We start from the raw sequence: 18,286 nt of genomic DNA on the forward strand, positions 1-18,286 counted from the left end.
CCGGGGATGAGGGGAGGGGCATGCGGGCCCTTGGTATAATAGCGTTGATTCTGTGTAGCTGGACCGCCCCGTCGGCGGCGTCCAGCCCGGCTCTTTATGCGCAAATCACGCCCGCCGTCATTGCCGCGATGGAACCGACGCTGGTTCTGACACCACCCCGCTACGATACACGGCTCACCTATCTCAACGCCTTCCGTGAGCGTCTCGACGAGGTTGTCGCGCGCGATTACATGGCCGGGCTGGCTGTCGCCGTCATCGATCAGGGCGAGCTGGTCATGGTTTACACCGGGGGTGAAGTGGCCGTCGGGTCGGGTGATCCGGTCACCGATCGTACCCTGTTCCGGGCAGCGTCGGTATCGAAGGGCATGACCGGGACATTGATGGCGCTGCTTGAACATGAGGGCCGACTTTCGCTCAATGAAAGCGTGCCGCGCGAATTGCTGCCATTGCCGCACGGGCGCAGCGCCACAGCGACACAGATCCTCGCCCAGCGCACCGGACTGGTGCCGCACGCACTGGACCGCCAGATGGAGAGCGGCGTTGCGCTCTATGATCTGCGCAACCGGTTCCGGACACAGCGTGCCGTGTGCCGGCCGGGGACCTGTTATTCCTATCAGAATGTGACGTTCACCAGTCTCGAGACACTGGGTGCACAGGCCGCCGGCCTGCCATTCGAACAGGCCATGCGGGCCTGGATGTTCGAGCGTGTCGGGATGCCCGATGCAACAATCGGCGTTGACGATCTGATCACTGCAGAAAGCTGGGCGCGCCCGCACCGCCGCCGCGAGCGGGTCGGTGGACTGCCGGTCGCCGGCGATCCTGAGTCGGCTTATGACACAACGGTGTCCGCGGCCGGCGTCAATGTCTCGCTGCGCGACATGATCGCCTATGCACAGGCGCACCTCGGGATCAGCGGGCGGCTCCCACAGGCCGTGATCCAGCGGGTTCACGCCAGCCAGGGCGACACGCCCGAACAGACACGTCGGCTCTACCGCCTGTCAGAGCGTATCAACTCCACGGGTTACGGGCTGGGGTGGCGCACCTATGACTGGAATGGCCGGCAATTGCTGACCCATTCCGGCTATCTTTCCGGATACGGTGCGCAAATCTATCTGGAACCGGCGACCGGTTTTGCGTATGTGGGCCTGTGGAATGCGGACGGTGACGCGCCCTGGTGGCTGTTCCCGACGCTGATGGACTTGCGCACGGGCGACGGGCCGGGTGACTGGATCGACCAGCTCGACGAATAGAACGGACAATTCATGGCCGGAAACAGGCTGAAAGTCGCGGCGCTGCAGGCGCCGTTCGGCACCGATATCGACGAGAATATCAAGACAGTGACCGCGCTTGTGCGTGCTGCGGCAGGCGACGGCGCGCAGGTGATCCTGCCGCCGGAATTATTCCAGGGTCCGTATTTCTGCAAGACGCAGGAAGAACACTGGTTCGAGACGGCCTATCCGGCCCTGGAGCATCCATGCGTGACCGCACTGCAACCGCTCGCGGCAGAGCTCGGTGTCGCGATCCCGGTGTCGATCTTCGAGAAGGACGGGCCGTGTTACTATAACTCGCTTGTGATGCTTGACGCGGACGGCGCGGCGCTGGGCGTTTACCGCAAGAGCCATATCCCGGACGGGCCGGGATACCAGGAGAAATACTATTTCCGGCCCGGGGATACCGGCTTCAAGGTCTGGCCGACAAAACACGGCCGCATCGGCGTCGGCATCTGCTGGGATCAATGGTTCCCAGAAGCTGCACGCGCTATGGCGATGATGGGCGCGGACGTGCTGATGTATCCGACCGCGATCGGCTCGGAACCGCATGATGACAGTCTCGACACGGCCGCGCGCTGGCGCCGGGCGATGCAGGGCCATGCGGTGTCGAACGTGATCCCCGTCGTCGCCGCAAACCGCGTCGGCGACGAGAATGGCCAGGTTTTCTACGGCACGTCCTTCATTGCCGATCACACCGGCGGCGTAGTGGCGGACCTCGGCCGGGCAGAGACCGGGCACATATCGGCGGAGTTTGATCTCGATTTCCTGAACCGGCACCGTGCCGCGTGGGGTTTCTTTCGCGACCGCCGCCCGGAGTTCTATCGGTGAGCGAGATGGGCGACGACAAGAACCCGCAAACCAAGTCTGCGCGCCTGGCGATCCGCAATGCCGAACCGCGCGACATTGATGACATTATCGCGCTGCAAATGCGCGCCTTCCCGAAGATGGAACCGGATTCGCCGGGCATGATCCGCGGCCGGCTCGAGCGGTTTCCGGAAGGCCAGTTCGTGGTCGAGCTCGACGGCGAACTGGCGGGCTGGGCGTCGACTTTCATTGTCGATGAGGCCCTGGCCTTCGGCGATCATTCGCTCGACAGCATTTCCGGCCATGGCTATGGCTCGCTGCACAATCCGGACGGCGACTGGCTGTATGGCGCCGAGGTCGCAGTTGACCCGAATGTCCGCCGCATCCGCCTGGGCCAGCGGCTGTATGACGCCCGCCGTGCGCTATGTGAGGACTGGGGGCTGAAAGGCATCGTTTTCGGAGCCCGGATGCCGTCCCTGCGCCGCAAGATCAAGGAGTTCGGCTCGGCGGAAGACTATCTCGAAGCAATCCGCGAGAAGAAGGCCAAGGACCCGGTCCTGTCATTCCAGACGCGGCTGGGCTTCGAACCCGTGCGCCTGCTGAAGGACTATTATCCGGAAGACCGGGAATCGCTCGGTTATGCCGTGCTGATGTGCTGGCGCAACCCGGCCTATGAGCCATCGGAGAAGGTCCCCGTGCGCTCTGAGCCGCGCACGATCCGCGTGGCGGCCGTCCAGTTCCAGGCGCGGGCCGAGGAAAGCCTCGAAAAATTCGAGCGAAATATCGAGTATTTCGTCGATGTCTGTTCCGATTATCGCGCCGATTTCTGCGTATTTCCGGAAATGTTCACCGTCGCCCTGCTGGCGCTGGAAAAGCGCAAGCTGACACCGGAAGAATCGATCGCGGCCCTGAGCCGCCATACGCCGCGCTTCATCGAGTTCATGCGAGGGCTGGCGGTCGGTTACAACATCAACATTATCGGCGGGTCGCATCCCACCGAAACCGAGGATGGCGACATCCAGAATGTCGCCTACGTCTTCCTGCGCGACGGATCGGTGCATGCCCAGGAAAAGATCCACCCGACGCCGAACGAACGCTTCTGGTGGGGCATAAAGGGCGGTGACGAGGTGCGCACGATCGACACGGATTGCGGTCCAATCGGCATTCTGATCTGCTATGATGCGGAATTCCCGGAGCTGGCGCGTAAGCTCGCCGATGAAGGCGCCGGCATCCTCTTCGTGCCTTACGCGACAGACGACCGGACCGGGCATTTGCGGGTGCGCTATTGCGCCCATGCTCGCGCGATCGAGAACCAGGTCTTCGTGGTCACGGCGGGCAATGTCGGCAATCTGCCCGATGTCGAGAACATGGACATCAATTACGCGGAAAGCGCGGTGATCACGCCGTGCGATTTCCCGTTTGCGCGCGACGGACTGGCGGCCGTGGCGACAGAGAATGTCGAAACCATCGCTGTCGCGGACGTCCGGCTCGACGATCTGACCGCCGCGCGGCATTCCGGCACAGTGCGCAATCTGCGCGATCGCCGTTTCGATCTCTACCGGGTGGTCTGGAACAAGCGCTAGGCTTTAGGCTGCGTTGCGGCGCGGCAGCGCCATGCCGAGCACGAGCGCAATCGCAAGGGCGGGCCACAGGAAGGCGATGCCGGCATTTATATTGCCTTGCGTAAAGGCGACGGCACTCGCCGTCACGCCGGTCAGCACCAGCGCCAGGACTGTCAGGAATGTCGCAAGCCTCAACATGGCGGCGTCTCTCCTCAAGGGCCCAAAGGATACACGAGAGTCTTTAAAAAACGCTTGCGGCAGGATTGTGGTTCCCGTTGACACCGCATGAATAAAGAACTTTAATAATAAAAGTTAGTGGGAGAAGCGGGATGAAGCATGCGTTGATGGTGATCGCGTCGTTGGGGATGATTGCGGGCATTGCACAGTCGCAACAGCCGCCGGAGGCGCTGCCACCGGCCGAGGCGCTGTACTACATGCTCGGCCATTGGCAGGGCGAGGGCTGGCGGCTTTCGCCGCAGGGCGAGCGCCAGGTCTACCGGATCGAGGAGAGGCTGATGGCGCGCGCCGGAGGCCATGCCATTTCGATTGTCGGAACCGGTATGGCGGGCGAGGGTGACGCAGCGCGAGAGATCCACAATGCCTTTGGCGTGATCTGGCAGGAGCGCGATGGCAGTTATCGGATGCGCTCGGTCGTGGCGCCCGGCTACACTATGGAAACCACGCCCGAGCTGACCGACAACGGCTATATCTGGGTGCTCGACGCCGGGCCGATGACGATCCGCTATGAGAGCGTCGTGGAGCACGGTGTGTGGATCGAGACCGGCGAGCAGGTCCTGCCATCCGGCGAGACCGTCCAGGTCCACGAAATGCGGCTGCGGCGGGTCGATTAACCCGCCAGCAGCGCGCCGGCGATGCCGTCGAAGATGAATTGCGCGGCCAGCGCGGCGAGAATGACGCCGAGGATGCGGGTAATCATGGCGGCGAGCGTGTCGCCGATAATCCGCATCAGCGGGCCGACCGCGAGGAAGATCACCAGGCACATGACGAGGTTGGCGGCGAGCCCGCCAAAAATGGCGAGCTGGCCGAGTGCGCTACCGCCATCACTGGACATGAAGAGCATGATCGAGGCAATCGCGCCGGGCCCGGCCAGCATGGGGATTGCCATCGGAAAAACCGAGATGTCCTCATTTGTGCCGGCAATCGTGTCGTCTTCGTCGGACATTTTGTCGGCGCGCTCGGAGCGGCGCTCGGTGCGCTTCTCGAAGATCATGTCGAGCGCGATCATGAAGAGCAGGACGCCGCCCGCGGCGCGGAAGGCGTCGAGGCTGATATGCAGTGCGCCCAGGAGCCATTCGCCGCCATAGGCAAAGAGGATCAGGACCCCGGTCGCGATCGCCACCGACTTGATCGCCATGTGACGACGGTGCGCCGGCGTCGAGCCATCGGTCAGCGCCCCGAAAATCGGCGCCACGCCAATCGGGTCGATGACCACAAAGAAGGTCACGAAGCTGGCGGTCAGCAGGGCAAGGTCGAAAGCTTCCATGGCAGATTTGTCCGGGGTTTCAGCGTGTCTCGGATTGTCAGATTGGCATCGCCCCTAGCACGGGCATTCCGGATTGGCGATACCCGCTCTTGCATGGCGGGTTTGTGCAGGAGGCGTCATGAGCCGCTGCCGGGAAAGGTGATCTTGGTCACGTCGGCTATGAAGAAGGGAAAGTAGGTATCGGTTTCGAACCGGTTTCCCGCCTCGACATGGGTCGGTAATCGAAAGCCAGAAAATTCTCGATACTCCGACAGATACCCGCCAAATGGCTGCAACCGATAGGTCTTGTCTGAATTGGCGTTGCTCCATCGTTCGAATTTCACGTATTGCAGCTGGCCCTGCGCGTCGACCGAGATATCGACGGCCTGCTTCAACTCCCCGAGCTGAACCGTCACGCGGGCCATGTTTTCGGATACCGCCATCCAAGACACGCCGGGACCGGGCAGTAGCGCCGCTGGCGACCAGAACACGGATTCGGCTATATAGCGGCCGAACGCCGACCGGGCGTGGTCAGGCTCTCCACCGAGGCGGGCTACCGGAAAAAGGCCGGCCAGCCAGAACCGGGTCCACGACCCGCTATCAGAGCCGGACAAGTGCATCATCCCGGAACCGGCCGTCATGGACCAGACGAAACCGTAAGGCGCTGCCAGAACCTGATCGGCCTGCATGGACTGGTAGCCGGGCGCGCTCTTGTCGCCCATGCCAAAACGGCCCTCCATTTTCAGTCGAACCACCGTCCGCAGGGGTGTGCCTTCGGAAATGGCAAAGGTGAAATATCGCCGTGCCGGTTCCGGCAGATCGGCAATCATGTCGCGACTGAATTCGGGCGGGTTGGCCGGTTGAAGCATGCTCAGCCGCGCCATTTCTGCGCGGTCGGCTCGATGGTCGAGCCTTCGCCAGCAAACAAGAAATGCGAGAACAGCGCCGAGGAGCAATGGCAGTGCAAGCCAAGCAAAGATCACTTTCCGAGCCTCCGGCGTTGGCGCCCTGATCGCCGCGATGCCTGCGGTGTATCACATCGAGTCGCGGGTTTCAGCTCCAGGTGGCGAGCCCTAAAATGCTCGGATATTCCTATTATTCCGGAAGATATTCTCCGGGTCCCAGCGGGATTTGATGGCGCGCAGGCGTTCGTAGTTTTCGCCATAGGTACTGCGGATGTCGGTTTCGGCATTGGACGCCAGATAATTCACATAGGTCGGGGTATCCGAGCGTGCGCCCAGAGCCTCATTCGCCTGGTCCACCCAGGCCATGTGCGCGGCCGCCTGTCCGGCATGACGCCAGGAGGCCGAGAAATAGGCACACATGCTGCCGGCATGGCGCGGCATCGCGGTGTGCCCGGCTGACGCCTCGAGCGCGGCGCCCTTCATGAAGTGACCGAGCCCGAATGTGCCGCCGGGCGGGGCGTTGCGCATGGCGGCGACGATTGTGGCGGCCGACACGGCGTCGATCTGCGTGAGATTGCAGCCGCGCCAGTGATTGAAATTGTCGATCTCCCCGGCACCCGCCGGCGTCTCGACCGGCGGGGCGGGGAAGCGCGCGATCATGTCGGCCGACGGGGTACCAACCGAAGGATAATCGCGCAGGCCGATATCGTCGGCGACCGGCGGGACGATGTCGAAGAAGGGCTGGAGCGCGGCAGCGGCGTCCTCCGCCGAGCCGGGAAAACAGGTCATGGCGACGAGCACCGGGCCTTGGACGGTCCCGATGATGGCGAGCTCGACCATGAGCTCGCGCGGCGCGGCCTGCATCAGCGCTGGATAGGCCATCAGGAAATCGGCGGCGTGGTCCATGGCATAGACGATGTAGCCGCCGATGACTTGGCGGAACGCCTGGGTCCGGAAACTGATCGCGGTGACAATGCCGAAATTGCCGCCGCCGCCATTGAGCGCCCAGAACAGGTCCGGATTGTCGTCACGTGAGGCATCGACGATCTCGCCGTCTGCAGTCACCAGTCTTGCCGATACCATATTGTCGCTGGCCGTGCCGTGCTTGCCCAGGAGCCAGCCAAGACCGCCGCCAAGCGTGAGCCCGCCGACACCGACCACGGGATCACAGCCCAGGGGTATGGCGAGCCCTGCCGCGCCGAGATCAGCGTTGACGAGGCCCGCCCGCGCGCCGGCGCCGATTGTCGCGCGGCGATTGGCGTGATTGATGCCGACGCCGTTGATCAGCGACAGGTCAGCGACAATCCCGCGATCGCAACTTGACTGTCCGAGGATGTCGCAGCCGCCGCTTCGCGTCGACAGCGGCAATTCGTTCGCGCGCGCAAATTCTATACAGCGCGCGACGTCCCGGGCGCTTTCGCAATAGACGATGGCGGCCGGGCGAAAACTGGTGAGCGGATTGTAGCTGGCGGTGCGGCGTGCGGTTTCATAAGCGGTGTCGGCGGGCAGAATGACGTCGCCGTCCAGGGCCGCCCGAAAGCGCGAGAGCTCCGCCTGCGCCAAGCCGTATGCATTGGCGGCTTCCGACCGGCGGTAGCGCTGCCAGGTTCCAGCGGCAATCGTGCCGATACCTGCGGCAAGGAGTGCCCGCCGGGTCGGCTTCATCCAGTTTCGCGCTGCTTTGATCATTTTACGTCGGGTCATCAGGAATTGACGGTGCCGCCGGTTTGCGGTCGTTCTTGCATAAGGACAGCTGGCGACATTGTCCGATGAAATGTGCCGACCGGAGGATTGGCGGGATGAACGGGATGGCGGTGGATACGCCCGGAACCGATGCGGCGATCGAGCGGCGCGCGAAGTGGAAAGCGGCGTTGCTTTTCTTCGGGCTGTCGCTGGCCTTCTGGATCGTCAGCGCGCTGTCGCGATCCACCGAGAATGCGCGCGCCGGGATCGACGTCGCCTGGCATGTGCCCTGGCTGCTGGAAGGTTCGAGCCTGCTGGTGAGTGCGGGGCTTTTCTTCCTGGTCTGGGAATTGGCCTCGAGGTGGCCGCTCGTCCCGGGCCGCCTGCCTGCAGTGATCGGAATTCACGCCGCCGGGAGCATCGCATTTTCCGGCCTGCATATCCTGTTGATGGTGCTGGTGCGGGAGCTCTACTGGGTGGCGGTGATCGGCGGCGAATACACCTATCTGCGAAACCCGGTCGAGGACGTTCTCTATGATTACCGGAAGGACGTCGTCACCTATGCGACCATCCTGATCCTCATTCATCTGACGCGAGGGTTCGAGATCGCAGACGCCGAGCGCCGGGAGGCCAGAAACGCCGCCTCGAGCGAGCAAAGGCTGGTGCTGAAATGCGGCGGCAAGACCGTTTACTTGGCGGCCGGCGATGTTGAAGCCGCCAAGGCGGACGGGAATTACGTGTTCATCCACACGGCCAACGGGAGCCATCATGCGCGCCTGTCGCTTGCCGAAGCCCTCGACCTGTTAACGGCAGCAGGGTGCGATTTCCGCCGGGTGCACAGATCATGGATCCTGGATTTCTCGAAAGTGGAAGAATCGCGGAAAACCACCAAGGGTGATGTGGTCTATCGTCTGGCATCGGGCCGCGAGGTTCGCGGCAGTCGGCGCTTTGTTGCAGACGCGGAGCAATGAAGCCGATTGTTGCTGGCGCAGCGAAGCGGAAATTGCCATGTTCGTCCGGTGAAGGCTTGGCGAGGGGACATTGAATTGAAAATCATCCGGATCGCCTTCATCGTCCTAGTGGTGGCGGTCAGCCTGCTTAGCCTCGCGGCCGGAGTCGCCAAGCTTGTCATGGCAGAGCCGGAAGTCGCCTTCTTTGATGCATTGGGTGTCGATCCGCGCTGGATGATCGCGCTGGGTCTGCTTCAGGTGAGCGGGGCGGTGCTCGTCATCTTCAAGCGCATGCGGATAGTCGCCGGGCTGTTGATGGCGGCCGGTTTCGCGGTGTCCGCCCTGATGATCCTGCTATCCGGCAATACCGGATTTGCCCTGATATCGGCCTTGCCGGTCGTGCTGGCCCTGCTGGTCGCGTTTGGCGCGTTGCGGATTCGATAAACGCCTTGCAGCGCTCTCAGTCCTTGCGTTGCCGTCCGAGATAGAAGACCGGCACACCGGCGGCGAGCAGCAGAGCGCCCCAGGCGAGAACTACGAGACCGGAGCCCAGAATCGCGAACACCGAATAAAGCGCGCCGGCGACCGCGACGGCCGCCCAGCCACGCGCGGTGCGCCATGAATATTTGAATTCGGCGAGCGCGCTGACAAGCAGCGGGATGAGCGTGGTGAGCGTGCTCATCATCAACAGGAAAGTGAACGCACCGACGAGGCCGCGCGAAAAATTGAGCAGGAGCAGGACGGACGAGACCGAGGTCGCAAGGAGAAGCGACCAGTAGGGGGCGTGGCCCTTGTTCCGGACCGCCAGGAATTTCGGCGCCAGCCGGTCGAGCGCCACGGCCAGCGGCATCTGGCCTGAGGTAAATATGTTGCCGTTGAGCGATCCGGCGGTCGAGACCAATGCACCGAAGGCGACGAGGGGCGGTCCCCAGGAGCCGAGCACGCGGGCGGCATCGGAAAAGGGCGAGGTGGAAGTTGCCAGCTGGTCGGCGGGAATGAGCAGCATCACCGCAGCGGTCGATCCGATATAGACCAGCGTTACCGTGATGACGCCCGTCACGATGGCGCGCGGCATGGTCTTTTGCGGGTTGGCGACCTCGCCGGCGGGGATGACCCCGGCCTCCATGCCGGCGAAAGCCCACATGGTGAGAAGCGCGGTCGTGGCCAGAACGGCGAGCGGATGTCCGCCCTGCGGGTTGAGCTCCGGCAGATTGTCGGGCGAACCGGCGATCAGTCCGGCGATGATGACCAGAATCAGCGGGATGAGTTTCAAGATGGTCATGGCGAGCTGGACGAGCCCCGCCTCGCGGACGCCGCGGATCGATATGAGGGTCAGCGTCCACAGCAGCGCCAGCGCAATCGCCGCCTGCGCGGCCGGGTTGGCGCTCAATTGCGGAAAGAACACAGAGAGATAGCCGACAAAGGCCAGGGCGATGGTCGGGGTGGCGATCCATACCGATGCCCAATAGCCCCAGGCGATAAGAAAGCCGGGCAGATCGCCGAAGGCGTCATGGGCATAGGCATAGGGGCCACCGGTCCGCGTGGTGCGTCCGGCGAGGCGGGCGAGTACCAGCGCCAGAAGGATGGAGGAACCGCCGGTGACCAGCCATCCGCCGAAACTCATCAGGCCGTAGGGGGCGAGCACGGTGGGCAGGAGGAATATGCCGGAGCCGATCATCACCCCGACGGTGAGCGACCAGCAGCCCCAGAAGCCGAGCGGACGGGTGGAGTCTGGTGCTGCGCCATCAGGCGTTTGGATGTCGGTCATTCGGTCCCGGATTCTGCCGTGCCGTAAGCGCGGCGCAGGAGGTTGTGGAAGTGCCAGAGTGCGGATTCCTGCTGTGGTGAGAGGCGGCCTGGGGTGTAGTTGCCGGAGGCGAGGCCTTTCTGGACGCGTTCGCAGATCATGGCGTCCTCGTCCTGGACTTCGGTGGAGAAGCGATCATCGTCAGCCGCGCGCGATTCCTCGCCGGGTACGTAGAAGTAGGAAAATTCAACCTCGCAGCTGGCCGGCCCGGTGGCGACCACGCGATTGGTCTGGACCCGTCCGGGCAGAATGTTGAGCATGGTGTTGGGCCAGATGAAGACGTAGCGGGCCTCGCCAATGCCATAGAGGCCGGCATCATCCATCGGCGATTTCTGCACCGAGGCCCATTTCGAAAGGTCGATCGAATAATCACCATAGTCGATCAGGGCATTGAGCCCCTCATGCACGACCGGCACGTGATAGCCCTCGAGATAATTGTCGATATATATCTTCCAGTTCGCGGCGACCGGATAGGTGCGCGAGTGATGGTAATGCATGCCGGAGAGATGATCCGGCGCGGCAAGCGGCGCGAAGTCAGCGGCGAATTCATCGAAACCGGGTCCACCGCCGGCGCGTGCGAAGATCATGCCGCACCATTGCGCGACATTGATCGCCGGCAGCCGGATGCCGGATATGTCGAAATCCTTCGCGCCTTCCATTTGCGGCGTGACTTTCAGTTGCCCGTCGAGATCGTAGATCCAGCCATGATAGGCGCAGCGCAGCCGCTTTGCGCCCGTGCCATCGCATAGTGCGACCGGGCCGGCGCGGTGACGGCAGACATTATAGAAGCCGTTGAGCTGCCCCTCCGCATTGCGGACGATCAGGACCGGCTTGCCGCCGATTTCGCGTACGACGTGATCGCCAGGATTTTCGACCAGCGCAGCGGGCGCCACGAGTTGCCAGCCGGGCGCGAGAATGTTCTCCCGGTCGAAATCAAAGACGGTCTGGCCAAGATAGAAGGACGGGTCGAGCGCGCGCGCCTCGTTCAGCGGGCGGACCGGGTCGCGCGGCCCTGTCTGGAAGTCATTTGTCCCCATGGCTTGCATCTAGGACGCAAACAAGCAGACGGGCAAGGTGGAACCAATAGCGGTGCCGGCGCGTAATGGATTGATGTCGCACCATTTGCTCTCGTCGGACATCTATCATCGCATTGCACAGATCGGGCTATCGGCCCGGGCGCTGGTCTACTGGCTGGTCGCCGGATTGATGATGCGCGCCGCGGCTCTGGAGAGCGAACCGGATGCCGGCATGGGACCGACGCAAGCCTTCCAGTCGCTGGAAAGCACGACCCCCGGCCGGATGTTGTTGATCACGATCGGGACCGGATTGCTGCTTTATTCGGGCTGGCGCTGGACGCTGTCCGTGTTTGATGTCCGCGACGAGAGTGATGACATGAAGGGATTGGTGGCGCGCGCCGGCATGGCGATTTCCGGAACCAGCTATGCGGCCGTCGCGATCGCCGCGATCGCGGTCACGTTCGGCGCCAATACCGGCAACGGGCCGGGTGCGACAGAGACCGCCCTGCGCTGGCTGCTGGCGATGCCGCTGGGACGCGTCCTGGTCGTCCTGCCGGGCCTGGTCTTCATCGGCATCGGCGCGGCGCAGGTCTGGCGCGCCATTGATGGTCGCTGGGCAGACGATCTGGAACACGGCGATTGGGAGACGGTCGGCAAGCCGCTGACCTATTTCGCAATCGCCGGACGCGGCTTGTTGTTTGGCCTGGTCGGAATTTTCGCGGTGCTGGGCGGGCTGGCCGGCGAACCGTCGGATGCGCGCGGGCTTGCAGAAACGCTCGGCTGGTTGCGCGAACAGCCCTTCGGTTTCTGGCTTTATCTATCGGGCGCAAGCATTATCGGTGCGTACGGATTCTACTCCGCGATCCAGGCGGCCTTTCTGAAATTCAGGACCTGAACGTTCTGAAGGCTCCTTTGGGATTTGCCATCGCATCTTGCTGCGTCATAAAGAGCGCAGCATCTGCAGGAGCCGAGCGATGTCCCATGACCAATTGAACGAGGCCGACCAGAATGCGTTGGATGCCGCGGCTTTTCGGCGGCTCCTGGCGCATCTCGATGCGCGCAAGGATGTCCAGAATATCGATCTGATGATCTTGGCTGATTTCTGCCGCAACTGCCTGTCGAAATGGTATCGCGCCGCCGCCGAAGAAAAAGGCCTCGACATTTCTGATGCCGAGGCCCGCGAACGGATTTACGGAATGCCTTACGCCGACTGGAAGGCGAAATTCCAGACCCCGGCCACTCCGGAACAGCAGGCGGCGTTCGAGGCGCGAAAGCCCGGCTAGTCTTCGAACATGTCGGCGAAGCGGCGCTTCTTGCGGTCCTTCCAGGCCTCGCGGTGATAGACGTCGGAAACGATCATCGGGGCCACCGTGGTGGCTTCGGCATAGACCATTTGCTCCAGCGCGACATCGACCTTGCCCCAGGAACAGGCCTCTTTCAGCGTCGAGGAGGAGCACGCCCCGTCGCGGACATCGGCGACGGTGATCTGCACGGCATAGGCGTGCATCGGCACTTCGTGGCCGAGGATTTCCGCGCAGACGACGGTGTCCTGGGCGAAATTCTTCGGCACGCCGCCCCCGACCATGAACAGGCCTGTCGTGCCCGCCTTGATCTTAATGTCAGTGAGCTCGCGGAAATCCGCGACGGCGTCAATCGAGAGGTAGGGCTTGCCTGCTTTCATGCGCTCGACCTGGTGCTTGACGAGACCGAACCCGGCCGAGCAGTCGGCGAAGGCCGGCACGAAGATCGGCACGCCGTGCTCATAGCATTCCTGGATCAGCGAGCCTTCCTTCTTGGCGTTGCCGTCAGCCAGCCATTTACCCATGGCGTGGATGAAGGCGCGCGAGGAGATCGGCTTGGCTGGCAGCGAATTGGCGATCTCGCCAATCGTGTGGTCGCAGGCCTGCAGCTCTTCCTCGTCGATATAGGTGTCGTAGATCCGGTCGATATAGAGATCGCGCAGGATGCGGTCGTCGGGAATATCCTTGGCCTGGTAGTGCTTGAAGCCCAGGGCTTCGAAGAAATCCATGTCCACGATGGATGCGCCGGTGGCGACGATGGCGTCGACCATGTTGTTGCGCACCATGTCGCGCCAGACATGCATGCAGCCGCCGGCCGAGGTGGAGCCAGCCAGGGTCAGGATGACCGAGCAATCCGGATCGGAGACCGCCGAGTTGAGAATGCGCGCTGCGCGCGCCGCATCACGCGAGGTGAATGACATCTTCTCCCAGGCGTCGATGACCGGGCGGGCGTCAAACTCGGTGATGTCGATATGCTCGATCGGCGAAGACAGGAGCTCCGCCTTCTTGTTGGACTTGTCCATGTGGAATTCTCTTCTGTTGATTATCTGCGGCGCATGCGCTCGCGGCGGCGCCGGGTGCGGGGGAAAGCGACAATGTCCGCGCTTTCGGCTTCGACCTGTTGCGGGTTCGAGACATACAGGCTTTGCCAGGGGAAATCACGTATCTCCGCGATTTCGTATTCGCCAAAGCCATTGAACCGGGTCGCCATCGCTTCGCCATAGGCGCCGAGCATGCCGATCTCGATGACATCGCCCTCGCGGATATCCGCCGGCAGATCATAGGGTCCGGGCATGGAATCGATCGAATCGCAGGTCGGGCCGAACAGGCGGAATGGCGAAACTTCGCTGTTTAGCTGACCTTCTTCACGGAAGACCCGCATCGGGAACGGCCACTTTGCGTGGGTGGCGTCGAACAGCATGCCGTAGGCGCCGTCATTCAGGTACAGCGCGTCACCCTTGCGCAGCTCGACACGCGTCAAAACGGACGCCGCTTCCGCTACGAGGGCACGTCCGGGCTCGCACCACAGATCGGCGTTCTCGAGCACCATCATTTCCTCGAAAGCTGCTTCGATGACCTCGATATAGGATTGCAGCGGCGGCGGGGTGAGGCCGGGATAGACCGACGGGAAGCCTCCGCCGACATCGACGATGTCAACTGTGACGCCGGCGCGGGCAATCAGACGGCTGGCCTCGAGCATGGCCTGGCGGTAGGCCATCGGGTCCATGCACTGGCTGCCGACATGAAAACTGACGCCAAGCTCGAAGGCGACATGACGGGCCTTTTCGATCAGCGCGGGCGCATCGAACGTACTGGCGCCAAACTTGCCCGCGAGCGGCAGCACGGCTCCGGCATTGGACACGCCGAGGCGGACGATAAGGATCAGATCGTCTGCATTGCCGGTTTCGGCGACAATCTTGTCGAGCTCGTCTTCACAATCGAGCGCGAAAATCCGGACCCCGTGTTCGTGATAGGCGCTGCGGATGGCTGCGCGACTCTTGACCGGATGCAGGAAGGCCATCGTCGCGTCCGGGCAACGCTCGGCGATCAGCCGGATCTCGTTCAGCGACGCGACGTCGAACCAGCGCTGGCCGGCGGCGTATAGACCGTCGATGACCCATGGCGAGGGGTTCGCCTTTACGGCGTAGAGGACCTCACCATCGAAATTTTCCTGGAACCAATGGACCGCTAGGGCCAGCCGGTCTTTCCGAATACATACATTCGGGACCTCGACGGGCCGAGTGCGGACCAGGTCCAGGGGCGTATTGAACGTGTCCAACGCACGAAACCCCCTGACAGCTATTAACCCAATCCGGCATCGTCACCTCCGCCGGGACTCGCCATTTATGGCCAATCCGCGGAGCTGTAAAGCGAAATATTGGGGCGGCGGGCGCGGTCTGAATACTGCCCTGGAAACCTATACAAACAAGCTGATCCGGCTAGGCTGTCGGCGTTCAGGATTCATTCCCGCTGCCGCGAATTGCACCTATTTCACAAAACCGTCGTCTAACAGAGGTTAGTGAGACCCGCAGTCCTCAAGAGGCAACAGCTTCATGTCTGAAACGACACCGGCCCTGTTGGCCGAGAACATCAATGTTACCTTTGGTACGACACAGGCGCTGAAAGGCGTGTCGCTGACCGTCGCGCCCGGTGAGATCGTCGCCCTGATCGGTCCTTCGGGCTCGGGCAAGTCGACCTTGCTGCGCGTTTCGGCCGGTCTGCAGACCGCGGATTCCAGTTCCGGCGTGACGCGGCTGTTCGGCGACCGTGTCCAGGAAGCCGGCAAGCTGTCGCGCGGTGTGCGCCGCGCGCGCGCCCAGATCGGGTTCATTTTCCAGCAGTTCAACCTGGTCAAGCGGATCAGCCTGTATTCGAATGTGCTGATCGGAGCGCTCGGCCGGATGCCGACCTGGAAGGGCGTGATCGGCCGGTTCGCCAGCGCGGACCGCAAGAAGGCGATGGATGCGCTGGAGCGGGTCGGGATCGCCCAGTATGCTGGCAACCGGGCTGCGAATCTGTCCGGCGGACAACAGCAGCGCGGCGCCATCGCGCGGGCGCTCGTGCAGGGCGCGCGTGCCATATTCGCGGACGAGCCGATTGCCTCGCTCGATCCGGTGTCGGCGCGCAATGTGATGCGGCTTCTGGCCGAGCTCAACGAACAGGATGGGATCACCGTCGTGGTGACGCTGCACCAGGTCGATTACGCGCTCAAATACTGCAAGCGTGCGGTCGCGCTGAAGGATGGCGAGATCATCTATGACGGGCCGACGGGCGGACTGACGCGCGAGCGGCTGATCGAGATTTATGGCGACGAGTATATCGGGGTGCTGGACGAAGAAGGAGAACCGGCATGATGGCGCGGCTCCTTGCCTTTCTCGCTCTGCTCGGACTGTCCAGTGCTGCGGTGGCGCAGGATTCAGAGACGACAACGATCGTCTTTGGCGTGGTCGCGACCGAGCAATCGGAAAACGTGCTCGCCCTTTGGGAACCCTTCGTCGAGGACATGGCGGACGATACCGGCTTCGAGATCGTGTTGCGCTCGGCCGGCGATTATACAGGCGTGGTCGAAGCGATGCGCGCCGACCAGGTGCAGCTGGCCTGGCTGACCAATCGTTCTGGTCTTGAAGCGGCGCGCCGTGCGAATGCCGAAGTGTTCGCGAAATTCATTTATCCGGACGGGCAGCTCGGCTACCGGTCAATCATCATTGTGCCCGCCGACAGCCCGTTGCAGACGATCGACGATCTTCTGGTTTGCGATGGCAGTCTGAATTTCGGTTTTGGCGATCCCCTGTCGACATCGGGCACGCTGGTGCCGAATGCCTACATCTTCTCGCCACGCGGAATCGATCCGCAGAATTGCTTCAACCAGGTCACGCGCGCGAGCCACGAGGCGAACCTTCTCACCGTGGCCAATGCGCAGCTGGATGCGGCGACCAACAATACGACGAATATCGAGCGCCTGGAGCGCTCGCGTCCGGAGGTCCTGGAAAACGTCCGGACGATCTGGCGATCACCGCTGATCCAGACCGATCCGATCATGTGGCGGCGCGATCTGCCGGCTGACGTCCGGGCGCGCATCCAGGAGTTTTTCCTGACCTATGGCTGGCGCGGCGATACCGATCAGCGCGCGCGCGAACAGGGGATTCTCCGCGAGCTGGAGATGGGCGGCTTCCTGCCGGCGACGAATGATCATTTCCTGCCGATCCGCCGGCTCGAACTCATCGATCAGCGGGCATCGCTGCGGTCCGAGATCGCAACGGTAGAGGCGGATACCAACCTCAACGACGTGCTGCGCGAGGAGCAGCTGATCGAGCTGCGCGAGCAATTGGCCGAGGTCGAAGCCGATTTGACGGAAGTCGCCATCCAGGAACGCGCCATCGCCACGCAGATCGTATCACTGCAAATCGAGTCGGCGCGCGCCGCGATGCTCGCCAATCCGGAAGGCGATCAGAACGCCGTGTCCGAGCTGGTGACGACATTCCTTCGAGACCAGGGCACGCCGCCGCCGCAAGGCGTACAGGCGGCCCAGGGGCGTTCGGCCGATGACGGCGATCCGACCCTGTTCAGGGCGATGGTCGGCCTTGTGGTCGGGCTCGGCGTGTTCGGCCTCATCATGTTCATCAGCCAGCCGCCCAGATACGCGCCGGCGCGGCTGATGACCGACCGGCTGATCGACGCAGTGATCTGGGGCGGATTCTTCGGCCTCCTGATCTGGAGCTTCTGGTCAGCCGAAGTGTTCAAATTCCCGCTGCTCGGCGCCAATGCCGACCGGATGGGCGAATACCTGGCCGGCTTTGCGCGGCCCGATTTCTCGGAATGGCAGAACTATCTCGAGCAGATCATCGTCACTATCCAGATCGCGCTGTGGGGCACCTTCTTCGCCGTCGTGCTGGCGATCCCGCTGGGTCTGCTCGGCGCGTCGAACATCGCGCCTTTCTGGATCCGGCGGCCGGTGCGGATCGTCATGGACGGTCTGCGGGCGATCAACGAGCTCGTCGTGGCCGCGGTCTTCGTCGCGGCTGTCGGCCTTGGCCCGTTCGCCGGCGTTCTGGCGCTTGCCTTCCATACGGCCGGCGTACTCGGCAAGCTGTTCTCCGAGGCGGTGGAATCAATTGACGAAGGCCCGGTCGAAGGCGTGCGCGCCACCGGTGCCGGCCCGATGAACGAGGTGACCTGGGCGGTGGTGCCGCAGGTGATTCCACTGTGGGCGTCCTATGCGCTCTACCGGTTTGAATCGAACACGCGCTCGGCCACCATTCTCGGTCTTATCGGCGCAGGTGGTATCGGCCAGGTGCTGATCGAGAACATCCGGTCGTTCGAGTACGGCAAGACGGCTGTCATCATCGGCATCATCATCATCGCCGTCACGCTGGTCGACATGCTGTCGCAAGTGCTGCGCAAGCGCCTGATGTAATCCGTACAAGGAAACACCTGTCACGAATACGTCTTGGACCTGTCAAAAAAGCGATGTGCGAGCGTAACCGAAGTGTATCTCTTGCGTTATG

Annotated in this window: 18 protein-coding genes; 10 read left to right on the top strand and 8 right to left on the bottom strand. The window is 62.8% G+C overall.

What is annotated here, in order from left to right:
- Positions 1-44 precede the first annotated feature (44 nt).
- The 3 genes from ACOOFN_RS09480 to ACOOFN_RS09490 are packed head-to-tail and all read left to right on the top strand — an operon-like array spanning position 45 to position 3,658.
- The gene (locus ACOOFN_RS09480) at positions 45-1,250 is read left to right on the top strand and encodes a serine hydrolase domain-containing protein (RefSeq protein ID WP_420430908.1); all 1,206 of its coding nucleotides are present in this window, start codon (positions 45-47) and stop codon (positions 1,248-1,250) included.
- A gap of 12 nt (positions 1,251-1,262) precedes the next feature.
- Positions 1,263-2,099, top strand: coding sequence for an N-carbamoylputrescine amidase (gene aguB, locus ACOOFN_RS09485; RefSeq protein WP_420430909.1), 837 nt, complete (start codon positions 1,263-1,265; stop codon positions 2,097-2,099).
- 5 nt (positions 2,100-2,104) lie between these two features.
- Positions 2,105-3,658, top strand: coding sequence for a GNAT family N-acetyltransferase (locus ACOOFN_RS09490; RefSeq protein ID WP_420435055.1), 1,554 nt, complete (start codon positions 2,105-2,107; stop codon positions 3,656-3,658).
- Between the two features lie 3 nt (positions 3,659-3,661).
- On the opposite strand, the gene ACOOFN_RS09495 is transcribed toward ACOOFN_RS09490, so the two are convergent.
- Positions 3,662-3,835, bottom strand: coding sequence for a hypothetical protein (locus tag ACOOFN_RS09495; protein ID WP_420430910.1), 174 nt, complete (start codon positions 3,833-3,835; stop codon positions 3,662-3,664).
- A 131-nt stretch (positions 3,836-3,966) separates the two neighbouring features.
- Here ACOOFN_RS09495 and ACOOFN_RS09500 point away from each other — a divergent pair, with 131 nt between their 5' ends.
- Positions 3,967-4,488, top strand: coding sequence for a hypothetical protein (locus ACOOFN_RS09500; RefSeq protein WP_420430911.1), 522 nt, complete (start codon positions 3,967-3,969; stop codon positions 4,486-4,488).
- Here the strand turns inward: ACOOFN_RS09500 and ACOOFN_RS09505 are convergent.
- The 3 genes from ACOOFN_RS09505 to ACOOFN_RS09515 form a co-directional block, all read right to left on the bottom strand.
- Complete coding sequence (locus ACOOFN_RS09505; RefSeq protein ID WP_420430912.1) at positions 4,485-5,141, bottom strand: MarC family protein; 657 nt, start codon at positions 5,139-5,141, stop codon at positions 4,485-4,487. The genes ACOOFN_RS09500 and ACOOFN_RS09505 overlap by 4 nt on opposite strands.
- 116 nt (positions 5,142-5,257) lie before the next feature.
- Positions 5,258-6,004: a DUF6544 family protein gene (locus ACOOFN_RS09510; protein ID WP_420430913.1), complete on the bottom strand. Its 747-nt coding sequence runs from the start codon at positions 6,002-6,004 to the stop codon at positions 5,258-5,260.
- Positions 6,005-6,193: 189 nt separating this feature from the next.
- Positions 6,194-7,729: an FAD-binding oxidoreductase gene (locus ACOOFN_RS09515; RefSeq protein WP_420430914.1), complete on the bottom strand. Its 1,536-nt coding sequence runs from the start codon at positions 7,727-7,729 to the stop codon at positions 6,194-6,196.
- Between the two features lie 95 nt (positions 7,730-7,824).
- On the opposite strand from ACOOFN_RS09515, the gene ACOOFN_RS09520 reads away from it, so the two are divergent.
- The gene (locus tag ACOOFN_RS09520; protein ID WP_420430915.1) at positions 7,825-8,679 is read left to right on the top strand and encodes a LytTR family DNA-binding domain-containing protein; all 855 of its coding nucleotides are present in this window, start codon (positions 7,825-7,827) and stop codon (positions 8,677-8,679) included.
- Between the two features lie 75 nt (positions 8,680-8,754).
- Positions 8,755-9,102: a hypothetical protein gene (locus ACOOFN_RS09525; protein ID WP_420430916.1), complete on the top strand. Its 348-nt coding sequence runs from the start codon at positions 8,755-8,757 to the stop codon at positions 9,100-9,102.
- A 16-nt stretch (positions 9,103-9,118) separates the two neighbouring features.
- Here ACOOFN_RS09525 and ACOOFN_RS09530 read toward each other — a convergent pair whose 3' ends face one another.
- Together ACOOFN_RS09530 and ACOOFN_RS09535 are read right to left on the bottom strand one after the other, a co-directional pair.
- Complete coding sequence (locus ACOOFN_RS09530; protein ID WP_420430917.1) at positions 9,119-10,426, bottom strand: APC family permease; 1,308 nt, start codon at positions 10,424-10,426, stop codon at positions 9,119-9,121.
- A complete protein-coding gene (locus ACOOFN_RS09535; RefSeq protein WP_420430918.1) occupies positions 10,423-11,502 on the bottom strand; it encodes an aromatic ring-hydroxylating oxygenase subunit alpha in 1,080 nt (359 codons plus the stop codon). Before ACOOFN_RS09535 ends, ACOOFN_RS09530 begins: the two co-directional genes overlap by 4 nt.
- 37 nt (positions 11,503-11,539) lie before the next feature.
- Between ACOOFN_RS09535 and ACOOFN_RS09540 the strand changes: the two genes are divergently transcribed.
- Together ACOOFN_RS09540 and ACOOFN_RS09545 are read left to right on the top strand one after the other, a co-directional pair.
- On the top strand, positions 11,540-12,376 hold the full coding sequence (locus ACOOFN_RS09540; protein WP_420430919.1) for a DUF1206 domain-containing protein: 837 nt from the start codon (positions 11,540-11,542) through the stop codon (positions 12,374-12,376).
- A 79-nt stretch (positions 12,377-12,455) separates the two neighbouring features.
- Positions 12,456-12,764, top strand: coding sequence for a DUF1244 domain-containing protein (locus ACOOFN_RS09545; protein WP_420430920.1), 309 nt, complete (start codon positions 12,456-12,458; stop codon positions 12,762-12,764).
- Here the strand turns inward: ACOOFN_RS09545 and ACOOFN_RS09550 are convergent.
- Both ACOOFN_RS09550 and ACOOFN_RS09555 read right to left on the bottom strand, forming a co-directional pair.
- A complete protein-coding gene (locus tag ACOOFN_RS09550; RefSeq protein WP_420430921.1) occupies positions 12,761-13,804 on the bottom strand; it encodes a 1,9-bis(guanidino)-5-aza-nonane synthase in 1,044 nt (347 codons plus the stop codon). The two genes, ACOOFN_RS09545 and ACOOFN_RS09550, sit on opposite strands and share 4 nt — an antisense overlap.
- A gap of 20 nt (positions 13,805-13,824) precedes the next feature.
- Positions 13,825-15,060, bottom strand: a complete 1,236-nt coding sequence (locus ACOOFN_RS09555; protein ID WP_420430922.1) for a type III PLP-dependent enzyme — start codon at positions 15,058-15,060, stop codon at positions 13,825-13,827.
- A 274-nt stretch (positions 15,061-15,334) separates the two neighbouring features.
- On the opposite strand from ACOOFN_RS09555, the gene phnC reads away from it, so the two are divergent.
- Together phnC and phnE are read left to right on the top strand one after the other, a co-directional pair.
- Positions 15,335-16,135, top strand: a complete 801-nt coding sequence (phnC, locus tag ACOOFN_RS09560) for a phosphonate ABC transporter ATP-binding protein (protein ID WP_420430923.1) — start codon at positions 15,335-15,337, stop codon at positions 16,133-16,135.
- Complete coding sequence (phnE, locus tag ACOOFN_RS09565; RefSeq protein WP_420430924.1) at positions 16,132-18,195, top strand: phosphonate ABC transporter, permease protein PhnE; 2,064 nt, start codon at positions 16,132-16,134, stop codon at positions 18,193-18,195. The genes phnC and phnE overlap by 4 nt, the downstream gene beginning before the upstream one ends.
- The last annotated feature ends 91 nt before the right edge of the window (positions 18,196-18,286 follow it).

It is taken from the genome of Hyphobacterium sp. (assembly GCF_965217055.1).
Classification (GTDB): Bacteria; Pseudomonadota; Alphaproteobacteria; order Caulobacterales; family Maricaulaceae; genus Hyphobacterium.

Bases quoted from the DNA above. Each gene is read 5' to 3' on its own strand.
- aguB (WP_420430909.1), top strand. From the start codon at position 1,263: ATGGCCGGAAACAGGCTGAAAGTCGCGGCGCTGCAGGCGCCGTTCGGC.
- ACOOFN_RS09490 (WP_420435055.1), top strand. From the start codon at position 2,105: ATGGGCGACGACAAGAACCCGCAAACCAAGTCTGCGCGCCTGGCGATC.
- ACOOFN_RS09495 (WP_420430910.1), bottom strand. From the start codon at position 3,835: ATGTTGAGGCTTGCGACATTCCTGACAGTCCTGGCGCTGGTGCTGACC.
- ACOOFN_RS09500 (WP_420430911.1), top strand. From the start codon at position 3,967: ATGAAGCATGCGTTGATGGTGATCGCGTCGTTGGGGATGATTGCGGGC.
- ACOOFN_RS09505 (WP_420430912.1), bottom strand. From the start codon at position 5,141: ATGGAAGCTTTCGACCTTGCCCTGCTGACCGCCAGCTTCGTGACCTTC.
- ACOOFN_RS09510 (WP_420430913.1), bottom strand. From the start codon at position 6,004: ATGGCGCGGCTGAGCATGCTTCAACCGGCCAACCCGCCCGAATTCAGT.
- ACOOFN_RS09515 (WP_420430914.1), bottom strand. From the start codon at position 7,729: ATGACCCGACGTAAAATGATCAAAGCAGCGCGAAACTGGATGAAGCCG.
- ACOOFN_RS09520 (WP_420430915.1), top strand. From the start codon at position 7,825: ATGAACGGGATGGCGGTGGATACGCCCGGAACCGATGCGGCGATCGAG.
- ACOOFN_RS09530 (WP_420430917.1), bottom strand. From the start codon at position 10,426: ATGACCGACATCCAAACGCCTGATGGCGCAGCACCAGACTCCACCCGT.
- ACOOFN_RS09535 (WP_420430918.1), bottom strand. From the start codon at position 11,502: ATGGGGACAAATGACTTCCAGACAGGGCCGCGCGACCCGGTCCGCCCG.
- ACOOFN_RS09545 (WP_420430920.1), top strand. From the start codon at position 12,456: ATGTCCCATGACCAATTGAACGAGGCCGACCAGAATGCGTTGGATGCC.
- ACOOFN_RS09550 (WP_420430921.1), bottom strand. From the start codon at position 13,804: ATGGACAAGTCCAACAAGAAGGCGGAGCTCCTGTCTTCGCCGATCGAG.
- phnC (WP_420430923.1), top strand. From the start codon at position 15,335: ATGTCTGAAACGACACCGGCCCTGTTGGCCGAGAACATCAATGTTACC.
- phnE (WP_420430924.1), top strand. From the start codon at position 16,132: ATGATGGCGCGGCTCCTTGCCTTTCTCGCTCTGCTCGGACTGTCCAGT.